This window comes from Aerophototrophica crusticola (assembly GCF_012913305.1).
Taxonomy (GTDB): domain Bacteria; phylum Pseudomonadota; class Alphaproteobacteria; order Azospirillales; family Azospirillaceae; genus Niveispirillum; species Niveispirillum crusticola.
Genome location: NZ_CP051775.1, coordinates 2,827,596 through 2,853,004 on the forward strand (window position 1 = coordinate 2,827,596; position 25,409 = coordinate 2,853,004).

The 25,409-nt window shown below is 70.9% G+C and carries 19 protein-coding genes; 6 read left to right on the top strand and 13 right to left on the bottom strand.

Annotated features, from left to right (window positions below; translation table 11 throughout):
- Nucleotides 1-26 precede the first annotated feature (26 nt).
- Nucleotides 27-1,397 (bottom strand): formimidoylglutamate deiminase, encoded by a 1,371-nt coding sequence (locus HHL28_RS13835; protein ID WP_075769833.1) that lies wholly within the window; start codon nucleotides 1,395-1,397, stop codon nucleotides 27-29.
- Nucleotides 1,398-1,503: 106 nt separating this feature from the next.
- On the opposite strand from HHL28_RS13835, the gene hutI reads away from it, so the two are divergent.
- Nucleotides 1,504-2,739: an imidazolonepropionase gene (gene hutI / locus HHL28_RS13840; RefSeq protein ID WP_075769834.1), complete on the top strand. Its 1,236-nt coding sequence runs from the start codon at nucleotides 1,504-1,506 to the stop codon at nucleotides 2,737-2,739.
- A gap of 186 nt (nucleotides 2,740-2,925) precedes the next feature.
- Here the strand turns inward: hutI and hutC are convergent, their stop codons facing one another.
- Nucleotides 2,926-3,675 carry a histidine utilization repressor gene (hutC, locus tag HHL28_RS13845; RefSeq protein WP_404325791.1) on the bottom strand — a complete coding sequence of 250 codons (750 nt, stop codon included), beginning with the start codon at nucleotides 3,673-3,675 and terminating at the stop codon, nucleotides 2,926-2,928.
- An 84-nt stretch (nucleotides 3,676-3,759) separates the two neighbouring features.
- Between hutC and HHL28_RS13850 the strand changes: the two genes are divergently transcribed.
- Nucleotides 3,760-4,224, top strand: coding sequence for a hypothetical protein (locus HHL28_RS13850; RefSeq protein WP_404325793.1), 465 nt, complete (start codon nucleotides 3,760-3,762; stop codon nucleotides 4,222-4,224).
- 33 nt (nucleotides 4,225-4,257) lie between these two features.
- Here HHL28_RS13850 and HHL28_RS13855 read toward each other — a convergent pair whose 3' ends face one another.
- The gene (locus HHL28_RS13855) at nucleotides 4,258-4,611 is read right to left on the bottom strand and encodes a hypothetical protein (RefSeq protein ID WP_075769835.1); all 354 of its coding nucleotides are present in this window, start codon (nucleotides 4,609-4,611) and stop codon (nucleotides 4,258-4,260) included.
- An 86-nt stretch (nucleotides 4,612-4,697) separates the two neighbouring features.
- On the opposite strand from HHL28_RS13855, the gene HHL28_RS13860 reads away from it, so the two are divergent.
- Nucleotides 4,698-5,351 (top strand): tetratricopeptide repeat protein, encoded by a 654-nt coding sequence (locus HHL28_RS13860; RefSeq protein ID WP_169655301.1) that lies wholly within the window; start codon nucleotides 4,698-4,700, stop codon nucleotides 5,349-5,351.
- Here the strand turns inward: HHL28_RS13860 and HHL28_RS13865 are convergent.
- Both HHL28_RS13865 and HHL28_RS13870 read right to left on the bottom strand, forming a co-directional pair.
- The gene (locus HHL28_RS13865) at nucleotides 5,275-5,901 is read right to left on the bottom strand and encodes a pseudouridine synthase (protein ID WP_075769837.1); all 627 of its coding nucleotides are present in this window, start codon (nucleotides 5,899-5,901) and stop codon (nucleotides 5,275-5,277) included. The two genes, HHL28_RS13860 and HHL28_RS13865, sit on opposite strands and share 77 nt — an antisense overlap.
- A gap of 9 nt (nucleotides 5,902-5,910) precedes the next feature.
- A complete protein-coding gene (locus HHL28_RS13870) occupies nucleotides 5,911-6,726 on the bottom strand; it encodes a TrmH family RNA methyltransferase (protein WP_083698899.1) in 816 nt (271 codons plus the stop codon).
- A gap of 158 nt (nucleotides 6,727-6,884) precedes the next feature.
- On the opposite strand from HHL28_RS13870, the gene HHL28_RS13875 reads away from it, so the two are divergent.
- Nucleotides 6,885-7,544, top strand: a complete 660-nt coding sequence (locus HHL28_RS13875; RefSeq protein ID WP_075769838.1) for a hypothetical protein — start codon at nucleotides 6,885-6,887, stop codon at nucleotides 7,542-7,544.
- Between the two features lie 168 nt (nucleotides 7,545-7,712).
- Here the strand turns inward: HHL28_RS13875 and HHL28_RS13880 are convergent, their stop codons facing one another.
- The 3 genes from HHL28_RS13880 to HHL28_RS13890 form a co-directional block, all read right to left on the bottom strand.
- Nucleotides 7,713-10,883 (bottom strand): efflux RND transporter permease subunit, encoded by a 3,171-nt coding sequence (locus HHL28_RS13880; RefSeq protein WP_075769839.1) that lies wholly within the window; start codon nucleotides 10,881-10,883, stop codon nucleotides 7,713-7,715.
- Entirely contained in the window at nucleotides 10,880-12,355 is a 1,476-nt protein-coding gene (locus HHL28_RS13885) for an efflux RND transporter periplasmic adaptor subunit (RefSeq protein WP_075769840.1), read from the bottom strand. The genes HHL28_RS13880 and HHL28_RS13885 overlap by 4 nt, the downstream gene beginning before the upstream one ends.
- A gap of 411 nt (nucleotides 12,356-12,766) precedes the next feature.
- The gene (locus HHL28_RS13890; protein WP_075769841.1) at nucleotides 12,767-16,231 is read right to left on the bottom strand and encodes an autotransporter outer membrane beta-barrel domain-containing protein; all 3,465 of its coding nucleotides are present in this window, start codon (nucleotides 16,229-16,231) and stop codon (nucleotides 12,767-12,769) included.
- 340 nt (nucleotides 16,232-16,571) lie between these two features.
- On the opposite strand from HHL28_RS13890, the gene HHL28_RS13895 reads away from it, so the two are divergent.
- Complete coding sequence (locus HHL28_RS13895) at nucleotides 16,572-17,495, top strand: pirin family protein (protein WP_075769842.1); 924 nt, start codon at nucleotides 16,572-16,574, stop codon at nucleotides 17,493-17,495.
- A 168-nt stretch (nucleotides 17,496-17,663) separates the two neighbouring features.
- Nucleotides 17,664-18,317, top strand: coding sequence for a TerC family protein (locus HHL28_RS13900; RefSeq protein ID WP_075769843.1), 654 nt, complete (start codon nucleotides 17,664-17,666; stop codon nucleotides 18,315-18,317).
- Nucleotides 18,318-18,397: 80 nt separating this feature from the next.
- Here the strand turns inward: HHL28_RS13900 and HHL28_RS13905 are convergent, their stop codons facing one another.
- The 5 genes from HHL28_RS13905 to HHL28_RS13925 form a co-directional block, all read right to left on the bottom strand.
- Nucleotides 18,398-19,402 (bottom strand): TerC family protein, encoded by a 1,005-nt coding sequence (locus HHL28_RS13905; RefSeq protein ID WP_075769844.1) that lies wholly within the window; start codon nucleotides 19,400-19,402, stop codon nucleotides 18,398-18,400.
- A gap of 308 nt (nucleotides 19,403-19,710) precedes the next feature.
- The gene (locus HHL28_RS13910) at nucleotides 19,711-20,100 is read right to left on the bottom strand and encodes a hypothetical protein (RefSeq protein ID WP_075769845.1); all 390 of its coding nucleotides are present in this window, start codon (nucleotides 20,098-20,100) and stop codon (nucleotides 19,711-19,713) included.
- A 54-nt stretch (nucleotides 20,101-20,154) separates the two neighbouring features.
- Nucleotides 20,155-22,998: an ATP-binding protein gene (locus HHL28_RS13915; protein WP_075769846.1), complete on the bottom strand. Its 2,844-nt coding sequence runs from the start codon at nucleotides 22,996-22,998 to the stop codon at nucleotides 20,155-20,157.
- Nucleotides 22,999-23,342: 344 nt separating this feature from the next.
- Nucleotides 23,343-24,356, bottom strand: a complete 1,014-nt coding sequence (locus tag HHL28_RS13920) for an ABC transporter ATP-binding protein (RefSeq protein WP_075769847.1) — start codon at nucleotides 24,354-24,356, stop codon at nucleotides 23,343-23,345.
- Nucleotides 24,356-25,402 carry an ABC transporter ATP-binding protein gene (locus tag HHL28_RS13925; RefSeq protein WP_075769848.1) on the bottom strand — a complete coding sequence of 349 codons (1,047 nt, stop codon included), beginning with the start codon at nucleotides 25,400-25,402 and terminating at the stop codon, nucleotides 24,356-24,358. Before HHL28_RS13925 ends, HHL28_RS13920 begins: the two co-directional genes overlap by 1 nt.
- Nucleotides 25,403-25,409 lie beyond the last annotated feature (7 nt).

The window sequence follows — 25,409 nt, forward strand, 5'->3', positions numbered from 1 at the left end:
ACCCTCTCCCCAGGGAGAGGGAAAGTTTACGAAAGCAGTTTCCGCACCACGCCCCCATAGCGCGCGGCCACCGCCTCCTCGGCCTTGTGGCGTCCCGCCTCCACGACCGGGGTACCGGCCACGAAGACGTCGCGGATGGGGTTGGTGCGGGTGTTGGCGAAGACGACGGAGTCCAGCAGCAGGTCCCCCTCCCGCCCCAGCAGCGTGGGGTGGTCCGGGTCCAGCACCAGGAAGTCGGCCTTGCAGCCGGGGGCGAGGCGGCCGGTGCGGCGGCCCAGGGCCTGGGCGCCGCCCTCCGCCGCATCCAGCCACAGCCGCGCGCCCAGGTTCGGCGACCGGCCGGGCAGGTCCAGGGCGCGCCGGCCAGTCAGCAGCCGCTGGCCGTAGTGCAGCCAGCGCAGCTCCTCCGCCGCGTCCACGCTGCAATGGCTGTCGCTGCCGATACCGAAGCGCCCGCCGGCTCGCCGCCAGGTTTCCCAGCGGAAGAAGCCGTCGCCCAGATTCGCCTCCGTCGTGGGGCACAGGCCGGCGATGGCGTCCGTTGCGGCCAGCTTCTTGGTCTCGGCCTCATTCATGTGGGTGGCGTGGACCAGGCACCAGCGCCGGTTCACCGGCATCTCCCCCAGCAGCCATTCCACCGGGCGGGCGCCCAGGAAGGCCTGCGCCTCCTCCACCTCCTTCGGCTGCTCGGCGATGTGGATGTGCACGGGTGCCGTGGGGTCCGTGTCGTCCAGCAGGGCCAAGGCCTCCCGCATGGCCCGGGCGGGCACGGCGCGGATGGAGTGCAGGGCAAGTCCTAAGCGCACCTCCGGCCCCGCCTCCTCCTGCAAGGCCAGCAGCAGGGACAGCATGCCGCCCGGCGTGCCCTGGAACCGGCGCTGCCCCTCCGCCAGCGGCTTCCCGTCCAGCCCGCCCACCATGTACAGCACCGGCAGGTGGGTCAGGGCGATGCCCGCCTCAGCGGCCGCGGCCAGGATGGCGCGGGACAGGGCGGCCGGGTCGGCGTAAGGCCGCCCGTCCAGGCCGTTGTGCAGGTAATGGAACTCCGCCACCGCGGTGTAGCCGGCTTTCAGCATCTCCACATAGAGCTGGGCGGCGATGGCCCGCACGTCGTCCGGGGTGAGGCGGGAGACGAAGCCGTACATGGTGCGGCGCCAGGACCAGAAGCTGTCGCCCGACGCCCCGCCCTGCTCCGCCAGCCCGGCCATGGCCCGCTGGAAGGCGTGGCTGTGCAGGTTGGGCATGCCCGGCACCACGGGCCCCGCCAGGCGCACGGCGTCCCCCGGCTCCGCGCCGGCGGTCACCGTTGTCAGCAGCCCGTCCGGCCCCACCTCCAGCCGCACGTCGCGGGCCCACCCTTCCGGCAGCCGGGCCGCGGGCGCGAAATAGCTGGGCATCGTTCCCTCCCCCACCCGGCCCCGGTCAGGCGGGGCCTTGGTTTGGAACTTGTCTATACAAGTAGCCTAACGCTAATCTTGGGCCCTGGGCAAGGGGAGGAATGGCATGGAAGGCGCACCGATGTGGGACACGCTATGGCTGGACGGGCACCTGGCCACCATGGCACCGGGCACCGACGCCTATGGCACCATGCGGGACGGTGCCATCGCCGCCAAGGACGGGCGCATCGCCTGGGTCGGCGCCCGTGCCGACCTGCCCGGCCCGCCGGAAGCCCTGGCGGGGCGGGTGGAGCGGCTGGGCGGAAGCTGGGTGACCCCGGGCCTCATCGACTGCCACACCCACCTGGTCTTCGGCGGCGACCGGGTGGGGGAGTGGGAACAGCGGCTGGAAGGCGTGCCCTATGCCGAGATCGCCAAGGCCGGCGGCGGCATCGCCCGCAGCGTGGCCCTGACAAGGGCGGCGTCGGAGGAGGCGCTGTTCGCCAGCGCCATGGCCCGCCTGTCGCCCCTGCTGGCGGAGGGCGTGACGACGGTGGAGGTGAAGTCCGGCTATGGCCTGGACCTGGAGTCCGAGCTGAAGATGCTGCGCGTCGCCCGCCGCATCGGGCAGGAGGGAGGGGTACGGGTGAGGACCACCCTGCTGGCCGCCCACGCCCTGCCGCCGGAATACAAGGACGACCGCGCCGGCTACATCGACCTGGTCTGCCAAACGATCATCCCGGCCGCGGCCCGGGACGGCTTGGCGGACGCGGTGGACGCCTTCTGCGAGGGCATCGCCTTCACCGTGGAAGAGGTGGAGCGGGTCTTCACCGCCGCCCAGGCCCATGGCCTGCCGGTGAAGCTGCACGCGGACCAGTTGAGCGATACCGGCGGTGCCGCCCTGGCCGCCCGCTTCGGCGCCCTGTCCGCCGACCACATCGAGTACACCGGCGACGCCGGGCTGGACGCCATGGCCGCCGCCGGCACCGTGGCCGTGCTGCTGCCCGGCGCCTTCTACCTGCTGCGGGAGCGCCAGGCCCCTGATGTGGTGGGCATGCGGGCGCGGGGCATCCCCATGGCCGTGGCAACGGACCTGAACCCCGGCACGTCGCCCGCCCGGTCGCTGCTGCTGATGCTGAACATGGCCTGCACCTTGTTCCGCCTGACCCCGGCCGAGGCCCTGGCCGGCGCCACCCGCCATGCCGCCACCGCCCTGGGGCTGGCGGATGAGGTGGGCACGCTGGAAGTCGGCAAGGCCTGCGACCTGGCGATCTGGGAGGTCGGCCAGCCGGCCGAGCTGGCCTACTGGCTGGGCGGGACGCGCTGCGTGGGGCGGGTGGTGGGGGGTGTGGGGGTGGGTTGAGGCAGGGCACGTGAGTCACCCCGGCCGCAGCGCAGCGGAGAGCCGGGGCCCTCGGGATCGGTCGATGCAGGGCACCGAAAGCCCTGCCACCCCTCCACAGGCCCGCTGCCGCCCCTTGGCACGTCCGCTTTCCCAAGGGCCCCGGCTCAAGGCCGGGGTGACCTCATGTGCCTTGCATTCTTCGTATCACCCCGGCCGGAACCGCCCTCCCAGCGCATAGCGCCCGCCGGGGTACCAGAGGCGGGCCAGGGAGGCGACGCGGGGGCCGGCGGGGGCGGCGACCCAGGTGCGGCGGCGGAGCAGCAGACAGGGCTCGGCGGCGCCCATCTCCAGCAGCCGGCGCAGGCGGGCGTCGGGTAGGGCGGCCTCCACCTGGTGCTCGGCCTCCTGCACCGGGGCCACGGCCAGCAGATAGTCGGACGGGGTGGTGGAAGTGTAGTCCTGGGCCAGGTAGGCGGGGGCCACGGCGGGCAGGACCCAGCGTTCCTCAAGCTGCAGGGGCCGGCCGTCCTCCCGGTGCAGGACTTCCGACCGGAACAGGGGCGTGCCGGGGGGCAGCTCGAAGGCGGCGGCCAGTTCGCCGGACGCCTCCTCCCGCGCCAGGCGCAGCACCTCCGCCGAATGGCGGCCGCCGCGGGCCAGGATCTCCTCCCGGATGGGGCGCAGTTCCAGCATGGCGCCGCGGGGCTTCGGCGCCGCGACGAAGGTGCCCACCCCGGCCACCCGGGTCAGCTTGCCCTCCGCCGTCAGCTCCCGCAGCGCCCGGTTGGCGGTCATGCGGGAGACGCCGAAGGCGGCCACCAGCTCATGCTCCGACGGCACCCGGTCGCCGGGCTTCAGGGCGCCCGCCGCCACCAGCCCCAGCACATGGGCCTTCACCTGCTGGTAGCGGGGCGTGTCCGCCGCCCCCACCTCCACCCCCTCTGCCGCCGACAAGCCGGTGCCCCCGCTGTTACCCTTCCGTTGACGCAGCATAGCGGGACCGGCCACCGTGGCAATGACCGGAAGGGACGAGGAGGAATGATGGCGCCGCACCGGCTGTTCCTGGACCTGGACGGGGTCCTGGCCGACTTCGACCGGGGGGTGGAGATGATCACGGGCAGGCGGCCGGACCAGTTGCCCACCAAGGTGATGTGGGCCGCCCTGGCCCGGGCGCCGGACTTCTTCGGCACCCTGCACCTGATGCAGGATGCCCACGACCTGTGGGAATACTGCAAGCCGCACCGGCCGGTGATCCTGACCGGCTTGCCCCTGGGCAAATGGGCCGCGCCGCAGAAGCAGCGCTGGGTGGCCAACATGCTGGGCGCAGACGTGGAGGTGATCACCTGCATGGCCCGCGACAAGCCCCGCTGGTCCGGCCCGGGCCACGTGCTGGTGGACGACCGGGAGAAGACCAAACCGGGGTGGGAGGAGAAGGGCGGCACCTTCATCCTGCACCGGAACGCCGCGGAGAGCATCGCGGCGTTGAAGGGGTTGGGGCTTTGACGGGGACAGCGGGTTTCGAATTCGAAACCCGCCCTAACCCGGCGGCAAGGCCTTGAGCCGCCTGGACCAGAACTCCTCGACCATCACCTCCGCCGCGGCGGCCAGGTCATCTTTTGGGTTCTCCCGGCAATAATCGAACATCCCGGCCACCACCGGATCCAGGTCGTCCATGGGCAGGATGTCCCACGTCTCGTCCTTGGCATAGTTGAAGGCCGTCAGGAAACCCTGCACCCAGGTGAGCACCCCGTACCGGACCGCCTGTTCCTTGGCGCCGGCATTGACCTCCTCGCAGCTGGGGGCATAGACGGCGTAGTTGCCGCCCTTGTCCCGGGCCTCGGCCGGTGCCGCCAGCAGGACCAGTGCCGCCACCGGCAGCCAGGCACGCATCCCCATCCGGTTCCCCCCTTCGGCGAATGACTTGCCGCCAGCATGGGGTGGCTGGCATCGGCTGGCAAGATGACTATGTGTGGGCCATGCGACCCATCGATCCCGACAGCCTGTTCCTGCAGGCCCATGCCGGCCTGGTCGGCGACAGCCCCGACTTCGCCCTGGCCGCGACCCTGTTCCGCCAGGCGGCGGAGGCCGGCCATCCCGCCGCCGCCAACAACCTGGCCGCCATGCTGGAGCATGGGTTGGGCATCCCGGAGGACTGCACGGAGGCGGCGCGCTGGTACGGGGTGGCGGCGGAGTCCGGCATCGCCCAGGCACAGTTCAACCTCGGCTTCCTGTACCACCAGGGCAAGGGCGTGCCGCGCGACTTCTCCCTGGCCGCCCATTGGTATGAGAAGGCGGCGGCGCAGGGGGAGGCCACGGCCCTGGCGAACCTGGGCGTGCTGCTGGCCCGGGGCGACGGGGTGCGCCAGGACAACCGCCGCGCCCATGCCCTGTGGCGTCAGGCGGCGGAGTTGGGGGAGGGGCTGGCCGCCTTCAACCTGGGCATCGCCCATGCCGGCGGCCACGGCACGCCCATCGACTTCGGCAAGGCCTTTTATTGGCTGGAGCGGGCCCGCCGCCTGGGCCACCCCGACGCCGGCAAGCGCCAAGCGGAGATCACCCCCGTGATGAGCGAGGCCGAGCGGGCCTTCGCGGCGGACCGGCTGTCGAAGCTGCGCGACCTGCGGGACTGACGGCGGGGGCCGGCACCTCCCGCCATTCCCCCGGCGCCAGCCCGTCCAGGGTCCAGTCCCCCACGGCCCAACGCACCAGCCGCAGGGTGGGGAAGCCGATGGCGGCAGTCATGCGGCGGACCTGGCGGTTGCGCCCCTCGCGCAGCACCAACTCCACCCAGCTCGTGGGGATCGCCTTGCGGAAGCGCACCGGCGGGTCGCGGGGCCAGAGCCACTCCGGCTCCGCCACCAGCCGCGCCTGGGACGGCAGGGTCGGCCCGTCATTCAGGGTCAGGCCGCGGCGCAGCGGCTCCAGGTCGGCATTCGTCGGCGCGCCCTCCACCTGGACGCAATAGGTCTTGGGCCATTTGTGTCGGGGGTCGCTGATGCGGGCCACCAGCGGCCCATCATCGGTCAGCACCACCAGCCCCTCGCTGTCCCGGTCCAGCCGCCCGGCGGGGTAGACGCCGGGCACCGGCACGAAATCCTTCAACGTCGCCCGCCCGGTGCCCTCATCCGTGAACTGGCAGAGCACGTCATAGGGCTTGTTCAGCAGGATGACGCGGGGCATGGCACCCCCTCACCGCGTCATCAGGAACGCCAGGATGGCGGCGGTGGCGCTGACGTTCAGGCTCTGCACCTTGCCGCTGCCGGGGATCATGACCACCTCGGCGCAGGCGGCGCGGGTGGCTTCCTGCATGCCGTGTTCCTCGTTGCCCAGGATGACGGCCACCGGCTTGCCGCCCGCGGCGGACAGCCCGTCCAGCGGCTTGTGCCGGCCCAGGGCCGTGCCGACGGTGCGGTAGAGGGGGCCCAGGGCCCGCACCGCGTCGGGGAAGCGGTTGGCGCCGTACAGGTCCACATGCTCGAACCCGCCCTCCGCCACCCGGTAGGCGGATTCGGACACCAGCGCCTGGGCCGGGTGGTCGGACAGGACCACGCGCCGGATGCCGAAAAAGGCGGCGGTGCGGATGATGGCGCCCAGATTGTTGGGGTTGCTTACCCCGTCCAGCAGCAGCAGCGGGTCCCCTTCCCGCGCCCATTGCTCCGCCTGGTCCAGCGTGAAGACATGGATGGGCCGCGGTTGGGCGACGGCGACGACGCCGCCGTGGAGCTTGGTGCCCGCCACCTTCTCCAGCTCCTCCTCCCCCACCATGCGGTAGGGGCGGCGCAAGGTCGCCATCTCCTTGGCGAAGGGGCCCACCTGCTGGCGCAGCCGCTCCTCATAGAACAGCCGCTCCACCCGGCCGGGGTCGGTCTGGAACAGGGCCCGGACGGAGGCGAAGCCCGCCACGCGGAAGGGCTTCACCCGGGGCGCGCGATTGCCGCCCGGCGGGGGCAGCGGCCCGCCCAGGGACAGGGTGCCGGGGCGGCTAGGGATGTCGTCGTCGGTCATGGCAGGGCGGCCGGGGGTTCGCGGGCGGGTAAGGGTTAGGCTTTCGTCCCCGGCAACAGAAAATGCAAGGCCCATCGTACCGCGGATTACCCCGTCAGCCGCGCGTCGCGATCGATCATTACCGTTCTGTGACATCGCACCCGCAGACATTGCAGGTCATGCTGGCGACCATGCCTACCGACCTGTCCCTCCCCGCCGCCACGATCCCTCCCCACCACCGGACCGCCCCCTGGCTTTACGCCGTGGGGGTGGCGGCACCGCTTGCGGCGGTGGCCGTCGTGACCCTGCTGGGGGCGGACCCGAAATGGACCCTGCGAGACCCGGCCGGGGCGGGCGGGCTGCCGCCCTATGCCGGCTTCTTTTCCAACCTGGGCGTGCTGGCCTGGTGGGCGGCGGCGGTGGCCTGCGTCCTGGCCGCCCTGGTCGTGAGGTGGGGACAGAACCGGCGCGACAGCTTGGCCGACGCCGCCGCCGCGGGCGGGGGGCTGTCGGCCGTGCTGGCGCTGGACGACCTGCTGCTGGTGCATGAGGCGCTGCTGCCGCTCTATGTCGGGCTGGATGAGCGCTGGGCGCTGGCGGCGTACGGTACCGGGGCGCTGGCCTATCTCTGGCGCTTCCGGGCCGTGCACCTGCGGATGGAGACGGGGCTGATGGCCGCGTCCATCGCCCTGCTGGCCGCCAGCTTGGTCGTGGACCTGATGGAGCTGGACGGCGCCAAGGCCCTGCTGCTGGAGGACGGGGCCAAGTTCGGCGGCATCTGCGCCTGGGCCCTTTACCATCTCCGCCTCGCCTGGACGCTGCTGGCGGGGCGGGCATAGAGGGGGTTTACGCTTGTCGGGAACCCCCTGTGGCGGCGACCGCCGCCGCGCGGGCCCGTGCCCGCGTGAGCCAAGCCGCGGATGCGGCGCCGGCAATTGAGGGACACGAAAAAAGGAAGGGCCGCCGGGTTGTCCCCGGCGGCCCCCGCCCTGTCACCCCCTCGCCCCTCAGTCATCCCCGCCATGGGCAGGCCTGGGCGCGTCCGGGTCCCGGGCCAGCCAGCGGCCACCCCGCTTCATCCGCAGCCACAGCCAGCCAAGGCCATGCTTGGCATCCTCCACCGCCAGCAGCATGGCCGGCATCAGCAGCAGGACCAGCACGGTGGCGGTGCCGATGCCGAAGACGAAGGTGATGGCCATGGGCACCAGGAACTGGGCCTGCAGCTCCGTCTCCAGCATCAGCGGCAGCAGGCCGAAGATGGTGGTCAGGCTGGTCAGCGCCACCTGCCGCAGCCGCTCCGCCGCCCCGTGGACGACCGCATAGTGGGGCGGCTGGCCCGCGGCGGTGCGCTCGTCGATGCTGGTCACCACCTGGATGCTGTCGTTCACCAGGATGCCGGACATGCCCATGATGCTGATGTAGGACATCATCGTCATGTCGGCGCCCATGAACCAGTGGCCGAAGATTGCCCCGCCGACGCTGAAGGGGATGACCGCCATGACCGCCACGGGCCGGGCGAAGCTGCCCATGATCCAGGCCAGCACCAGGTAGATCGCCGCCAGCGCCACCAGCACGCCGGCCATGAAGTCGGCCCAGAACTCGGCCTCCTGCTGGCTGCCGTCGCTCATGTTCCGGCTGACGCCGTACTTCTCCATGATCTTCGGCAGGTGCTCCTTCTCCACCTCCTCCCGGATCTTGCCGGGGTTGGAGACGTGGGGGTCCACCTCGGCGAAGACGCTCAGCACCCGCTTGCCGTCGCTGCGCAGGATGCGGGCCAGGCCCGGGCGCTCATGCAGCTCCACCACCTCGCCCAGCAGCACCTCCTCCCCGGCGGGGCTGCGCAGGCGGAACTGGCGCAGGCCCTCCTCGGTCTGGTCGCTTTCCGGGAGGCGGACGCGGATGGTGACCTCCTCGTCGCCCCTGGCGAAGCGCTTGGCGACGGCGCCGTCCAGGGCGTCTCGGAGCTGCCGGCCCACCAGCTCCGTGGTGAAGCCCAGGGCCTCGCCGCGGGGGGTGACCTTCAGCACCAGCTCCGGCTTGCCGGTGGGCAGGTTGTCCCGGATGCCGCTGACGCCGCCATAGGTGGCCAGCACCGCCTTCAGCTCCTCAGACGCCTTCTTCAGCACGTAGGGGTCGTCATGCACCAGGCGCCAGCCCACGCCGGACCCGCCGAAGCCCACCCGCTCCTCGCTGAAGATGATCTGGTCGATGCCGGGCAGCAGCTTCGTCTCCGCCTCCCACTGCTTCATGATGTCGGGCAGGCGGTGGTCGCGGGCGTCCGCGGCGATCAGCTCCGTGTTCATGGAGCCGACATAGTCGCCCACCTGCTCTGGCAGGCTGTCGCCCGTGGTGGCGCCCAGGCGGCCGAAGACCATGTGGATCATCTCGCCGCGCTGGTAGCCCAGCTTCTGCTCCACCCGGTACAGGGCGGCCTCCGCCTCGTCCAACTGCTGGGCCACCGTCTCCTTCGGCGTGCCGGGGCTGAACAGCACGTTCAGGTTCATCCACTGCCCCTCGGGCGTGGGGGAGAAGGTGAAGTGCACCCGCCCGCCCATCATCAGGCCCACCGCCACCATCATCACGGCGATGGCCGCGGCGATGGTGGAATAGCGGTTGTCCGTGGCCCACTGGATTGCCCGGGTGAAGGGGCCGTCGCGGAAGGTATGGAAATGGTGCTCGAACCAGAGCCGGGCCTTGGAGGACTTGCCGTTGTCCTTCTCCAGCCCGTGCTTCAGGTGGGCGGGCAGGATCAGGAAGCAGCCGAACAGGCTGGCCAGGATGACCGCGATGGCCACCATGGGCAGGGGCTCCACGAAGTCGCCCGTGGTGCCGCGCATCATCAGCATCGGGCCGAAGGCCGCCACCGTGGTCACGGCGGCCGCGGTGACCGGCCAGAACATGCGGCGGGCGGCGTATTCCACCGACCGGTTCGGGTCCCAGCCCCGCTCATGGTAGGTCTGCGCCTGTTCCGCCACGACGATGGCATCGTCGCAGATGATGCCCACCATCATGATCAGGGCGAACAGGCTCATCATGTTGATGCTCTGGTCCAGCACCAGCATGATGGCGAAGGTCACGGCCAAGCTGGTCAGCACGTCCACCGTGATCCAGGCGGTGATCCAGGGCCGCAGGAAGACGTAGAGGACGGCCACCACCAGCAGCATGCCCCACACCGCATTGTCCACCAGCATGGCGATGCGGTCCTGCAGGGCGTCGGAGTTGCGGTCGAACACCTCCACCGTCACGCCGGGCGGGAGCGGGGGCTTCAGCCCGGCCAGGTACTGGTCCACCACGCCGGTGATGGCGATCAGGTCGCCGTTCTTGGCCTTCTGCAGGCTGAGCTTGATGGACGGGTTGCCGCCGCGGCGGCCGCTGACGGAGCCTTCCTCATAGGTCTCGTGGACCTTGGCCACCTCGCCCAGCATCAGGCGGCGGCCCTGGTCGTCCGTGCGCAGGGTCAGGCCGGCGACGCCCGCCGCCTCCCGCTCCTCGCCCAGGGAGCGCACCTGCTTCTCGATGCCGCCGGTCAGGCTGCCGGAGGGCACGTCGCTGCTGGCCTGGCCCACCCGCCGGGCCACGTCGCCCAGGGTCATGTCCAGCCGCTCCATCTCCGCGGCGGGGATCTCCACCCAGATCTCCACGTCGCGCATGCCCAGCATGTCCACCCGGTCCACGCCGCGGTCCATCAGCTGGTCGCGGATGCGCTTGGCATGGGCGCGCAGGGCCGGTTCTGGCAGGGGGCCGGAGATGACCAGCTCCATGATCTCGTCATAGATCTCCAGCCGGCGGACGATGGGCTCCTCCGAGCCCTGCGGCAGGGTGGTGATGCCGGCGATGGCGCTCTCCACCTCCGACAGGGCCTTGGACATGTCGGTGCCGTTCTTGAAATTGATGAACAGCTCGCCGATACCCTCGCGGGAGCGGCCGGTCACGTCGTCGATGCCGTCCAGGAAGCGCACCTCGCGTTCCAGCGCCTCGACGATGCTGCGGTCCACGTCGTCGGCGCTGGCGCCGGGCCAGGGCACCACCACGTTGATGGCGGGCACCTCGAAGTCCGGGTCGATCTGCCGGTCCAGGGTCAGCACCGCATAGGCGCCGGACAGGATCATCAGCAGCATCAGGATGTTCGCCGCCACCTTGTGGCGGACGAAGGTACGGATCAGGCCGCCGGGGTTCATTGCCCGCCCTCCTGCTTCTTCGCCTCGGCCGCGGCCTCGGCGGCGTCCTTGGCCGCCTCGGCGGGGGTGCGGATGCCCACCTTGACCCCGCCCGCGATCTCCTGGAAGCGGGTGGTGACCACCCGGTCACCCTGGTTGACGCCGCTGGCCACGAAGACGCTGTCGGCGGTGCGGGCGGCGACGGCGACCTTGCGGGCCTCCAGCCGGTCCTCCGCCCCCACCACATAGACCGTGCCGTCCCCGTGCAGGGCCGTGGCCGGCAGGTGGACCACCTCGGCATAGCGCCGGTCGGGGATGACCACCTGGACGAAGGCGCCGGGGCGCAGGGGCTGCTCGGTGAAGTTGCCCTCCAGCCGGACGAAGACGCCGACGCCGCCGGTGGCGCTGCTGATCCGGTCGGCCACCCGGTCCACCCGGGCGGGATAGGTGATGCGGGCGCTGCCCATGTCCCAGACCACCTGAGCCTCGCGGCCCACAATGCCCTGGCCGTCCTGCACCAGGCGGCCATAGGCGTCGGTGGGCAGGTTGACCTCCGCCTCCAACCCCTCCGCCCCGGACAGCACCGCCACCCGGTCGGCGGGGGACAGGCGCATGCCGGCCTCGGCGTTGACGCTGCCGACGAAGCCGTCGAACGGCGCCACCAGCCGGGTGCGGGCCAGGTCCGTCTCCGCCTTCACCAGTTGGGCGCGCAGCCGTTCCAGCGTGGCCTGCTGCTGCTGCACCCTTGCGTCGGCCGCCTGGGTGGCGTTCTGGGCGGCGGCGAAGGCTTGGCGCTCCTGGGCCAGGGCCACCTGGGCCTGTTCCAGCCGCGGGGCGGCCACGGTGCCCTTCTCGAACAGGGACTGGGTGCGGGTCAGGTCCCGCTCCCGCACGTCGAGCTGCTGGCGGGCGAAGGCCTGCTTCGACCGCTCCGCCTCCGCCGTGGCGCGCAGCTCGGCCAGGCGGGCCTCCGCCTCCTGCACCTCGGCCCGGGTTTCCCGCAGGCCCAGCTCATAATCCAGCGGTTCCACCTGCAGCAGGGTCTCCCCCGCGCGGATGACGCCGCCGTTGCGCAGGGCCGGGGACACGCTTTCCACCGTGCCGGCCACCAGGGCCCGCAGTTCCACCGTGCGGCCGGCCACCAGGGTGCCCGACAGGCGGATGTCCGGCTGGTGGGTGGCCCGGGCGGCGGTGACCGCGTCCACGGTCCAGACCCGCTCCGGCTTGGCTTCCCGCGCCACCTCCGGCGCGGTGCCCACCAGGATGGCCAGGCCGGCCACGCCCGCCAGCAGGATCCCCAGCGCGGTCAGGCCGCGGCGGTAGCGCCGGGCCTTCTGCACGAACCAGGCCCGGTTGGGCCGCGGCAGCGCCCCCCGCCAGCCCGGGGCGCGGGCCTCCGCCTGTCCAGGTATCGCCAGGCGCAACGCCTCCGCCGTGATGTCCGGCCCGACCGGCACCGGCTCGCGGCGGTAGGACGCATCGATGGAATCCATGGAAACTTCCCCCTTCCCATACGTCACCGGCGGTTCCGCCTGCCCTGGCCCCGGGCCCCCGCCCGGACGACCGGGCCGGACGGCCCGCCTTCCCTCGTCTGCCCCGGGCTTTAGCAGCCGCCGTGCCAACTGGGGGCGGGATGCCGGGAACCGCGGGATCGCTGGATTTGGGTCCTGGGGGATGACAGGGGCGTGTGGGGACGATGGCGACTTCGTGGCGGCCTTGTCCACCCAGCGGTGGGATCGGCTACTCGCACCTTCGGTGAATTGGTCCCCCCGCGCAAAAGGAAAGGGGCCGCGGCAAGCGCCGCGGCCCCTGGGAAGGAGGATGGACGGGACCGGCTACCCTTGTGCCCGTGGCCGCCGACCATGACTGGTCGACGGCCCCTCGGGCGCCGGCCGCCCCCGGACTTAGAAGCGGATGCGGACGGAGCCCATGTAGGCCTTGGTGTCCAGGTCGGACCGGTCCGTGGTGGCCTCGTAGCTGAGGGACACCTCGGTGGTGGGGTTGACCTTCACGGTCAGGCCGCCGCCCACCTCGAACCAGCTCTTGTCGCGCTTCGGCACCGGGCCACCCACCACGGGCACGCCGTTGCCGTTGACGAAGGTGGCGTTGGACACCGCCTCGCCGCCGGTCCGGCTTTCGGAGGCGCGGAACAGCGTCAGCTTCGGGATCACCGAGCTCTGCTCGCCCAGCTTGAACTCGCCGTAGAAGGTCGAGCCCATGCGGAGCTGGGCGGACTGCACCATGCGGCTGCCGATCCGCAGGGCGGCGGCGCCACCCGTCTCGTCGTAGCCGTCATAGTCCACGCTGGCATAGTCGTACCGCAGCTCCGGCACCACGCCGAAGGAGCCGGCCTTCAGGTCGTAGCCCACGCCCAGGCCGGCGCTGAACAGCTTGCCGTCCGTCTCGCCCTCCAGGGTGAAGCCCAGGACCCGGCGGGTCGTGTCGGTGTCGACGTTGCCGACACTGCCGTAGCCGTCCACGAAGAAGCCGTTGTTGCTGAAGCTGGCATACAGCGAGGCGGCGTAGGTCTTGACGTCCGACTCCGCCACGTTGCCGGCCACGTCGCTGTCGCCCCACGCATAGGACAGGGCGGCGCCGACCAGGATGTTGTCGTTCAACATCTTGTCCAGGCCGACCGTGGCGAGGGTGTTCTGCAGGTCGCCGTCCAGGCCGGTGGGGGAGGTGGTGTCACCGTCCAGCCGGCGGACGTTCAGGAACAGGCCGTAGCCCGGCTTCAGGTCCGCGACCTTCTCGGCCGTGTCCTGGGCGATCTGGGTCTCAACCGGGTTCATGGCCAGCAGTTGCGACGGGCCGTTGCCGGAGAAGAGCGACGGGGCGAGGCCGGCCATGGTCACGCCCTGGCCGCCGGCGCGGGCAGTGGCCATGCGGTCGGCGATGGCCGAGGACATGAACCCGACCTGGGCCTGGCTGACCTTGCGGGCCAGGTAGGCATCGTCCGGGTTCAGCCGGTCCAGCGCCTCACGCGCCTGGGCGGCGGGCAGCGGGTCCAGCGAGTCGTACAACGGCTTCAGGGCCGTGTAGTTGGCCGCGCGGCCCGCATCCAGGGCACCGGCGAAGCTGCGCTGCGCCGTGCTGTTCAGCGCCACAGCGGTGCTGAACGGCCGGGCGTCGATGCGCAGGGTCACCTGGTTGTTGGCCGTGGTGAACACAGGCACCAGCACGCCGGGCAGGTTGCTGGCAACGCCGCCGAAGTTGCCGGTCACCGTCGTGCCGCTGGCCACCACCCAGGAGGTGTTCCAGGCGGGGACATAGCTGCCCACAGCGTTGACCATGCCCATGCCGCCCAGGGTCAAGGCGCCGGTGACGTTGACCCGGTCGGCCGAGGTGGCGGACACGATGTCGATCCCAAGCGCGCCGGTCCCACTGATGGTCACCGGGCCGGTGATGGCCAGGGTGCCCGCCGCGTCGGTCACGCCGCCGCTGATCACGCCGCCGCTGTTGCGGATGCCGCCGGTCGCCAGCACCGTGCCGGTGCCCTGCAGCCGGCCACCCAGCATATCCAGGGCCCGGGGCGCGAAGGTGCCGCTGACATTCAGCGTGCCGGCGTCGAGGTAGGAGCCCAGTTCCGTGTTCAGGCGGGCACCGGACGCGATGTTCAGCGTGGTGGTGGCGCCGGACAGGTTCAGCCGGTCGATGGTGACGGTGTTGTTCGTGAACACGTTGTTCGCGGACAGGTTCACCGTCTGGCCCGCCCGGTTCAGCGTCACCTCGAAGTAGCGCGCCGAGTTGAACACGCCGGAGGCGCCGTTCTGGTTGTTCGGGCGGAAGTTCCCCACCGTGCCGGGGCCCGACGCGGGCTCGGAACCTGCCGGCTTCGTCCAGGCGGCCGTGGGCTCGCTGGCGGGGGGCAGGGCGGCGGTGGCGATCTTGTCGACCAGGTCGGTGCCGGTGGCGATCTTGTCGACCAGCGTGTCGCCGATGGCGACCTTTTCGGCCATGTCGTCGGCGGACAGCAGGCCCGGCAGGGCGGTGGTGTCACCCGCCGGCCCGGCGGTCGGGCCCGTGCAGTCGCCGAAGAAGGCGCAGAGCGGCAGCGGGTTCGGGTTGGGGTTGACCTTGCCGACGTTGGTGGCGGCCGTGGACACGCCCAGGGCGGGCGTGGTGGGCAGGCCGTTCACCAGCTGGCCGTTCTGCAGGATGAAATAGTTCGGGTCCATGTCCTGGCGCCAGGCGCTGGCGTCGGACCATTCCACCGTGGCGGCGGTGCTGGCCACCGAGACGTACTTGTACGGGTTGTTGGCGACGATGAAGTCCCAGAACAGGAACAGCGGGTTGTAGCCCGCCAGCGTGCCGTAGTTGGCCTGGGGCGGCGCGACGAAGAACGGGTCGGTGTTCTGGCCGAAGAAGAAGCGGGTGCCCTGGGACAACACGCCGATGGAGACGTCGCGGCCATAGGCGTTGGTCACCAGCGGCGAGCCGCTGTCGCCGGGGGCGGTGGACGCCTCGAGCGCGGTGGGCGCGTCGTCGATCGCGTTGAAGTCGAACGGGTAACCCGGGCTCCGCGTCCCGCGCAGCGGGTCGTCGAAATCCACCCAGTACATGTCCTGGTAGGAGTCGCCGGGCGGGTCGAACAGGTCGGCGATCAGCGTGGGGCCGTACACGCCCAGGGTCACGTCCCGGTCGGAGCCCAGGAAGCCCATGATGTTGGTGCCCAGGCGGCGGCGGAAATCGCTCTGCCGGGCGCCGGTCAGGCCGTTGCCGCTCTGGCCGTAGCCGCCCAGCACCACCGGCACGGGACCGGTGACCGGGGAGAAGAGCAGGCCGATGGTGTTGGCGTTGTTCCGGCCCAGGTCGGTGGCGGTGCCGAAGGCCGCCATGGCGATGTCCGCCGACAGGAAGGCCAGGCCGTCGCCCGCGTTGGAGGCGTTCTTGAGCGCCTCCGGGTGGAAGAAGACGTTCACCGACTCGGACGTCATGGTCCGGCCGTCGGACCCGGGCTGCGGCTGGCCGTTGGCCTGGTTGCCGAACAGCCACTGGCGCAGGTTCCCGATGCCGAAGGTCGGGTCCATCGTGTAGGCCACCGAGGCGCGGCTGCCGGCGGCGTTGTACTGGTTCATGGCCGTGTCGTCGACGCAGTGCGCCGCGAACAGGACCGTGCGGGGGTTGATCAGCAGGCCGGTGCAGGTGCTGCCGCCGTTGCCTGCCACGTTGCGGATGCCCAGGCCGACCCAGTAGGGGCGGGTGTTGGTGCCGTCCACGGTGCTGGCGGCGTTGGCGGGCCGCGTCTCCGGCGTGACCAGCGCGTTGGCCGGAACGGAGGCGAGCAGGCCGGCGGCCATGGCAGTGGCGCTGGCGCAGCCGAGCAGCTTGGCGGCGAGCCGACCGCGGCCCTGGGTAATCTTGTCCATGTGTTCTCCCAAACGTTCCCTGCCCCGGCCAGATTGTCCCCACACGGCCGGGGTATGTAATCACTTTAGTAGTAAATCTGATGGTGCCAAGCCTGTTTCGGTCGGATTGCTACCATCCTGTTACGTTTTTAGAGACGATGTGTCGCCTTCCCGCAACGCCGCGACAGATCAGGCAAGTACAAGGACACACGCCGGTGTGCCCTGACCGGTCGAGGCCGGCCGCGGCGCCCGTGCCTTGTCGAAAGTCATAGGCCGGTGACACTGCCACCCCGCCCTTGACGGCGCCGTCCCGGACAGCCGCAATGGTCCCCTTCGTGCAACCGACGGATGGGAGGCGGGCATGAGCTGGCAGCCGGCGCAGGACCCCTGGGACGAGGCGGGCATGTGCCCCGCGCTGGAGGCGGTGATCGTGCCCCGCGCCCGCGACCTGGGCGGGTTCGAGGTGCGGCGGGCGCTGCCCAGCGCCAAGCGGCAGATGGTGGGGCCCTTCATCTTCTGGGACCAGATGGGCCCGGCCACCTTCCAGCCCGGCACCGGCATCGACGTGCGGCCCCACCCGCATATCGGGCTGGCCACCGTCACCTACCTGTTCGAGGGCGAGATCATGCACAGGGACAGCCTGGGCACGGTGCAGCCCATCCGGCCCGGCGAGTTGAACTGGATGACCGCCGGCCGCGGCATCGCCCATTCGGAGCGCACGGACACCACCCTCCGCGGCCATGCCAACCCCATGTTCGGCATCCAGTCCTGGGTGGCCCTTCCCGAGCGGTTCGAGGAGACGGACCCCGGCTTCGCCCATTTCGGCGCCGCCGACCTGCCCGTGGTGGAGGGGGAGGGCAAGCGCGCCCGCATCATCGCCGGGTCCCTGTTCGGCGCCACCTCCCCCGCCCCAAGCTTCAGCGCCATGTTCTATGCCGACGTCTCGCTGGACCCGGGTGCCGCCGTCGCCCTGCCGGCGGAGCATGAGGAACGGGCCATCTATGTGGCCCAGGGCAGCATCACCATCGCCGGTGACCGGCACGAGGCCGGGCAATTGCTGCTGTTCCGCCCGGGCGACGCCATCACCGTCCGCGGGCCGGAGGCGGGGCAGCCGCCCGCCCGGCTGCTGTTCCTGGGCGGGGAGCCCATGGACGGCCCGCGGCACATCTGGTGGAACTTCGTCTCCAGCCGCAAGGACCGGATCGACCAGGCCAAGGCCGATTGGAAGGCCGGCCGCTTCCCGGCCGTGCCCGGCGAGCACGAGTTCATCCCCCTGCCCGACTGAGGCCCCTGCCCCCGCCGGCAGCGTCACCGCCCCCCGACCGGGGCCGGCGGGTGGGGCGCCCATGGCGGCATGACCCTACGGGACAATGCCCTTATGCAGCTTGGGGCGGTTCGCGCCGGGGCGGCGTCGTGCTAGAAGCGTCCCGCTAACCATTTTGAGGATTTTCGGATGGATCTGTCGTTCCTGCATGCCTTGTGGCAGGTGATCCTCATCGACCTCGTGCTGGCAGGCGACAACGCCATCGTCGTCGGCATGGCCGCCGCGGGCGTGGCCCAGGACAAGCGCCGGCAGGTCATCTTCTGGGGCATCGCCGCCGCGGTGGTGCTGCGCATCATCTTCGCCCTGGCCACCACCTGGCTGTTGCAGATCGTCGGGCTGATGCTGGCCGGCGGCATCCTGCTGCTCTGGGTCTGCTGGAAGCTGTGGCGCGAGATCCGGGAACGGGCGGCGGAGGATGTGGGCGCCGAGGTGGTGGCCGAGGGGATAGACCCCTCAGGCTCCAACCCCAAGGCGGAGGCCTTGCCGGCAGAGGGGGTGAAGCCCGTCGGTGTCGCCATCCGGCAGATCATCGTGGCCGACGTCTCCATGTCCCTGGACAACGTGTTGGCCGTGGCGGGCGCGGCCAACGAGCATCCGGAAGTGCTGGTGCTGGGCCTGGCCTTGTCCGTGGCCTTCATGGGCGCCGCGGCCACGCTGATCGCCAAGCTGCTGGAGAAGTATCACTGGATCGCCTATGTCGGCCTGGGCGTCATCGCCTATGTGGCGGTGGTGATGATCTACAAGGGCGGCGTCGAGGTGGCGCCCTATGTGGGCATGGCCTGATCGCCGGCACTTGATTGCACGACAAGAAAACGGGGGCGGCCGCGAGGCCGCCCCCGTCTTCGTTCCGGCATGGCCAGGGGTCAGTCCGCCGTGCCGTGGGCCAGCCTCTTCTCGTCGCTCCGGGTCTTGTACAGGCTGTACAGCACGCCGGCCGCCAGCAGGCCGAAGGTCACGGACAGGGAGATCGCCGGGTCCAGCTTGCCGTAGATCTGGTTCCAGAAGATCTTGCCGCCGATGAAGATCAGCACGATGGACAGGGCGTACTTCAGGTACTTGAACCGGTGCACCATCGCCGCCAGCGCGAAGTACAGGGCGCGCAGGCCCAGGATGGCGAAGATGTTGCTGGTGTAGACGATGAACGGGTCGGTGGTGATGGCGAAGATGGCCGGGACGCTGTCCACGGCGAAGATCACGTCCGCGAACTCCACCATCAGCAGGGCCAGGAACAGCGGCGTGGCGAAACGCACCACCTTGCCCGTCACCGGGTCCGGCTTCTTCACGAAGAAGTCGTTGCCGTGCAGCTCGTCCGTCACGCGCATCCGCTTCTTCAGGAACTTCAGCACGGCGTTCTGGGAGATGTCGTGCTCGTCATCCCCGCTCATCATCAGCATCTTCACGCCGGTGATGATCAGGAAGGCGCCGAAGATGTAGAGCACCCAGTCGAAGTTGGTCACCAGCGCCGCGCCCAGGCCGATCATGATGCCGCGCAGGATGATCACGCCCAGGATGCCCCAGAACAGCACCCGGTGCTGGTAGAGGCGGGGGATGGCGAAATAGGTGAAGATCAGCGAGATGACGAAGACGTTGTCCAGCGCCAGCGCCTTTTCCAGCGCGAAGCCGGTGAAGTACTGCATGCCCGGGGTCGGGCCCATGTACCACCAGACCCAGCCGCCGAACAGGGCGGCGATGGCGATGTAGAAGGCGGAGAGGACCAGGCTCTCCTTCACCCCGATCTCGTGGTCCTTCTTGTTGAGGACGCCCAGGTCGAAGACCAGCAGGGCCACGACGATGCCGAGGAACAGCAACCAGAGCCAGACGTCCTTCCCGAGGAAGTCGCTGGTCATAAACAACATAAGGCTTTCCATTGGGGATGCCTAATCTCTGTGCCTGCGTTGGCGGATGCAGGTGATGTCCGACATCACAGCCGACGCCTCGGCTGCCAGAGGGGCCCGGACCAGGGCCTGACATAAGAAGCCACCCCCGCGCTTCAAGAGGGGGGATGCGCACTACCCCACTTATATTGGGGACATGGAGCCGAACGGTTCGATTGGCAAAGCATTCCGGCAGGCGAACGGCAGGGCGGGCGCGCGAAACCTTCCCCGCGCCGCAGGCATTCTTCTGACCTGTCGGTGTTCCCGTCCGTGCCGTCCCTGTTGACTTGTCCCTTGCCCGCTTACCGGGTCAGCATGTGCACCAGGGTGGTCAGCGCGATGGCCAGGGCGCAGCCGTCCAGGGGGTTGGGGAAGGCGGCCCAGTCGCAGCCTTCCTGCTCCCGCGCCCGGTGGTGGGACAGGTACTCGTCCGCGTCGCCGCTCCACCAGCCGGCGCTGCCCGGCCCGCCGTCGGTCTTCTCCGCGATCCAGCGGCCCAGGTGGGCGGCGGCGGTGCCCAGGTAGCAGAGCTTCACCAGGCTGAGGGCGAACAGGAACCCGCCCAGCTCCGCCGCCGCGGTCGGCACCGACCAGGCGACGGTCCCGCCCACGACGAGGCCGGTGACGGCCGGCAGCAGGACCAGCGTGGCCAGGGTGTTGAGGTCGATGCGGGTGGCGCCGGGCAAGCGCATGGGACGGTCCCTCCGGTGGCGGTCAGGTCGGCCGCCACCCTGCCCGGCAGAGGGTTAAGGCTCCGTCAACAGGCCCTCCGTCCCCTCCCCCTGCTGCGGCTGGGGGGCCACCCGGGGGAAGGTGACGACGAAGCGGGTACCCCCTTCCGCCGGGCTTTCCACGGCGATGCCCCCGCCCAGGCGGCGGGTGGCCAAGTTGTAGACCAGGTGCAGCCCCAGGCCCGTGTTGCCCTGGCTGCGGCGGGTGGTGAAGAAGGGATCGAAGATACGGGCGCGGATGTCGGGCGCCACGCCGCGGCCCGTGTCGGTGACGGTCAGGCGGATCATCTCCGCCCCCTGGGCCGCCGCCTCGATCAGGATGCCGCCCTTCTCCCCGGGGGCGAAGCCGTGGTCCACGGCGTTGACCACCAGGTTGGTGACGATCTGGGCCAGGGCGCCGGGATAGCTGTCCACCGCCAGGTCGGCCGGCGCCTCCACCCGCACGGCGTGGCCGCTGCGGCGCAGCCGGGGGGTCAGGCTGGTCACCACCTCCTCCAGGTAGCGGCCGAGCTGAACCTGCCGGCGTTGGTCGCTGGTCTGGTCGACCGCCACCTCCTTGAAGCTGCTGATCAGCTGGCTGGCCCGTTTCGCGTTGCGCTCGATCAGGACCGTGCCCTCGCGCCCGTCGGCGAACAGCTCCTCCAGGGCGCTGCGCTTCAGCTTGCCGGCGCGGAAATCGGCGTCGGCCCGGTCGATGGCGTCGCGCAGGTTGGTGGCGGCGGACAGGGCGATGCCCACGGGTGTGTTGACCTCGTGCGCCACCCCGGCGACCAGCTGGCCCAGGGCGGCCATCTTTTCCTGCTGCACCAGCCGGGCCTGCGTCTCCCGCAGCTCCGACAGGGCCTTGTCCAGCGCCTCATAGGCGGCGGCGTTGGCCAGGGCGATGGCGCCGTAGGAGGACAGGGTGCGGATGATGTCCAGTTCCCGCGGGCCATAGGCGTTGGGCGCGAAGCTCTGGCAGGTCAGGGCGCCCAGCATGCGGCCCTGCACCGACAGGGGCTGCCATGCCACGGTGCGGGGCCGGCGGGTCAGGCCGGGCAGAAGGGGGGCGGCGGCGATTTCCCCCTCCTCCGCCAGCAGCAGGTCGCCGCCTTCCCGCAGGCAGCGGGCGGCCAGGCTGGAGGGGCTGTCCAAGGGATGGGACACGGGGTGCAGCCGCCGCCCCTCCGCCACCAGGAAGGGCATGTCCAGCCGACGGTCCGCCTCCCGCAGCAGGGCGATGCCGACGATGGGGGCGTCCAGCAGGCCGCCCAAGCGCCCGTGCAGGGTCTCGAATACCCGTTCCAGCTCCAGGCTGGCGGTGACCTCCTGGCCGATGCCGCCCAGCATGGCCAGGGTGCGCGCCTCCGATGCCGCCTCCTCCGCCCGGCGGCGCTCCACGTCGGCCATGGCGCGGGCCCGCTCCAGCTCCGCGTCCGCCTGGGCCTGGGCCATCCGCTCCTGCCGCTCCGTGTCCTCCCCCACCCGCACGGCGGCCAGGGCCGCGGCAAGCTGGGCGGCGGCGGCCCGGTGGTCGCCCTCCGCCATCAGGATGGAGGCCAGCAGCTCCCGCATCTCGGCCGGGGGCGTGTAGCCCTCCACCTCCTCCGCCACGGCCAGCGCCTCTTCCAGCAGGGCCTTGGCGGCCAAAGGCGCCGGGGTGCCGTCGGCCGCGGGCAGGCCGTGGGCCAAGTGGCATTCCGCCATGGCCCTCAACGTCTCGATGATGCCTTCGACCCGGTTGCCCGTCTCCCGCGCCAGGGCCAGGGCCTCGCCCATCAGGGCCAACGCCTCCGCCCCCCGCCCCAGGCGTGACAGGGCCTGGCCCTGGCCGCGGCGGCAGTTCACGGCCAGGTCGGCCTGGCGCAGCCGCTCGGCGATGCGCCAGCCCTCGGCATAGCAGGCGGACGCGTCCTCCACCCGGCCCTGGCGCAGGGCCAGGTCGCCGGCATAGCGCCGGTTGGTGGACACCACGCGGTTCCGCGGCCCGGCGGACAGCAGGTCCCAGGCCTCCGCCAGCGCCGCCTCCGCCCGGTCCAGCCGGCCGGCCCGGATATAGTGGAAGGCCTGGCTGTTCAGCACGAAGCCCACCTGCTGGGTGCGGCCGATGCCGCGCCATACCGCCAACGCCTGGTTCAGCCCCGCCAGATAGCCCAGCTGGTCCCGCATGCGCGACCGGCAGACCGCCCGGTTGGCCAGGCAGAAGCCCTCCAGCACCCGCAGGCTCTCCGCCCGCGCCAGGGCCAGGGCTTGGTCGAACAGCTCCAACGCCAGGGCATGGGTGCCCCGGTCCAGGGCGATCAGGGCCAGGGCATAGAGGGCGGCGGCCTCTGCCGGCGCATCCGCCACCCGCCGGGCCGCCGCCAGGGCCGACTCGGCCAGTTCCCGCGCCGCCGCGGCCTTGCCCTGGTACAGCAGGATGGCGGTGCGGCGGGACACCACCTCCGACCAGGCGGCCACCTCACCCAACGCCTGGTAGGCCTGCTCCGCCGCCGAGAGCCGGGCGACCCGCTCCGCCGTGTCGCCTTCCAGCAGGCCAAGGTCGGCCGCGGCCAGGTCCGTGTCCGCCAGCCCCTTGGTGTCCTGCAGTTGGGTGAAGCCTGCCCGCGCCCGGTCCAGGGCCAGATGGGCGGCGGCGGGATGGCCGGCGTTCATGGCCGCCCAGGCGCGCACCAGCTCCGCCCGGGCCCGCATGGATGCCGCGCCCGTGTCATCCCGCTGCCCCAGCCGGGCCAGCAGGTCCTGGGCTACCCGGTCGGCCCGGGGCGGGTCGCGGTCACGCAGGGACCAGGCAAGGTCGGCCAGCAGTTCCGGAGGTTCGACCCCGGCCCTATCCGGCGGCGCGGACGCTTCCGCCTGCGGTCCCTGGTTGGACGACATCCCAACTCCCGCAAAACACGAGCGGCCGGGATGGTAATACATCCCCCTCCATGGGGGTAGGGGGACGGGTGGGGTATGCCTGTCCCGTCGTGTCCCCCCGGGCGTCCTTGGCCCGGGTGCCTACCGCTGCCCCAATCTCAGCCGTCGCCAAACCATCCGAATGAGGTACAAAATCCTCATCCCGGCGAAAGCCGGGACCCAGGGTTACGGGCCCAACCTCGCCGGGTGTACCCGCCCTGACAAGACCAGCCCAAGCGCTTGTGGCCCCTGGGTCCCGGCTTGCGCCGGGATGACGGCCAGGGGATGGGGGATGTGGGTGAAAACAGGCGCCGTGGCGTCTCCCCTCACACCAGCGCCTGGGCCGGCGGGCCCCAATGGTGGCAGGCCACCTGGTGGCCGGGGGCCTTTTCCTCCAGCTTCGGCACGACTTGCGCGCAGATGTCCGTGGCCCGGGGGCAGCGGGTGCGGAAGACGCAGCCGGACGGCGGGTTCATGGGGCTGGGCAGGTCGCCGCCCAGCACGATGCGCTGCTTGTTCTTCTCCAGGTCCGGGTCCGGGATGGGCACGGCGGAGATGAGCGCCTGGGTGTAGGGGTGCAGCGGCTCGGCATAGATGCTGTCGCGGCTGGCGATCTCCATCACCTTGCCCAGGTACAGCACCATGACCCGGTGGCTGACATGGCGGACGACCGACAGGTCGTGGCTGATGAACAGCAGGGACAGGCCGAATTCCTGCTGCAGATCCATCAGCAGGTTGACGATCTGCGCCTGGATCGACACGTCCAGGGCCGACACCGGCTCGTCGCAGATCACCATCTTCGGGTCCACGATCATGGCCCGGGCGATGCCGATGCGCTGGCACTGGCCGCCGCTGAACTCGTGCGGGTAGCGGTTGATCATCTGCGGCAGCAGGCCGACCTTGGCCATCAGCGCCTTGACCTTCGCCTTGCGCTCGGCGACCGACATCTTGGGGAAGAAGACGGTCAGCGGCTCGGCGATGATGTCGCCCACGGTCATGCGCGGGTTCAGGCTGGCCAGCGGGTCCTGGAAGACGATCTGCATGTGCTGCCGCTGGGCGCGCAGCTGCTCCCCCGCCATGGAGGTCATCTCGTTGCCCAGGAACACCACCTTGCCGTCGGTGGGCTTGATGAGCTGGAGGATGCCGCGCCCCAGGGTGGACTTGCCGCAGCCGGACTCGCCCACGATGCCCAGGGTCTCGCCCGCCTTCAGGCTGAAGCTGACCCCGTCCACCGCCTTCAGGGGCGTGTACTGGCCGAAGACGATCCCGCCGGTGCGGATGGGGAAGTGGACCTTCAGGTCCTGGACGCGGAGGAGCTCTGCGTTCTCGACGGGGGGCATCACGCGGTCCTCACGTCACGGATCACGGGGGGCATCGCCTCCGCCGGGATGGCGGCGCGGGTCGGGTCATCCACCGGGTGTTCCAGGCTTTCCAGGTGGCAGGCCTTGAACTGGCCGGGGCGGGCCTCCTGCAACAGGGGCAGCTCGTCCACGCAGCGCTGGTGCACGAACTCGCAGCGCTCCTGGAAGGGGCAGCCGGCGGGCAGGCGTTGCAGGTTGGGCGGCTGGCCGGGGATGGCGTACAGGGTGGTGCGCCGGTCCTCCGTCAGGCGGGGCATGGAGGACAGGAGGCCCTTGGTGTAGGGGTGCTGCGGCTTGTAGAAGATCTGGCGGACGTCGCCCGTCTCCATGAAGCGGCCGCCATACATCACCTGCACCTTGTCGCACAGGCCGGCGACGGTGCCCAAATCGTGGGTGATCAGCACCACCGCCGCCTTGGTCACCCGCTTCAGGTCGGCCATCAGCTCCAGGATCTGGGCCTGCACGGTCACGTCCAGGGCGGTGGTGGGCTCGTCCGCGATCAGCAGTTCCGGCTCGCACAGCAGGGCCATGGCGATCATCACGCGCTGGCGCATGCCGCCCGACAGCTCGTGCGGGTACTGGTTCAGGCGGCGGGCCGCCTCCGGGATGCGGACCAGGTTCAGCATGTCCAGGGCGCGGGCGCGGGCGTCGGCCCCGCCCATGCCCTTGTGCTCCTCCAGCACCTCGGTCATCTGCCGGCCGATGCGCAGGTGGGGCGTCAGGCCGGTCATGCTGTCCTGGAAGATCATGGCGATCTTGTCGCCGCGGATCTTGTTCAGCTTGTCCACGGGCATGCCCACCAGCTCGGTCCCGCGGTACTTGGCGGAGCCGAGGGTGCGCCCGTTCTTGGCCAGCAGGCCCATCACGGCCATGAAGAGCTGGCTCTTGCCGGAGCCGGACTCGCCGACGATGCCGACGCACTCGCTCTCGTTGACGTCGAAGCTGACGCCGTTGACGGCACTCACCTCCCCGTCGGGGGTGGCGAAACGGACCTGCAGGTCGCGGACTTCAAGAACGGCAGCCATCAGCGCG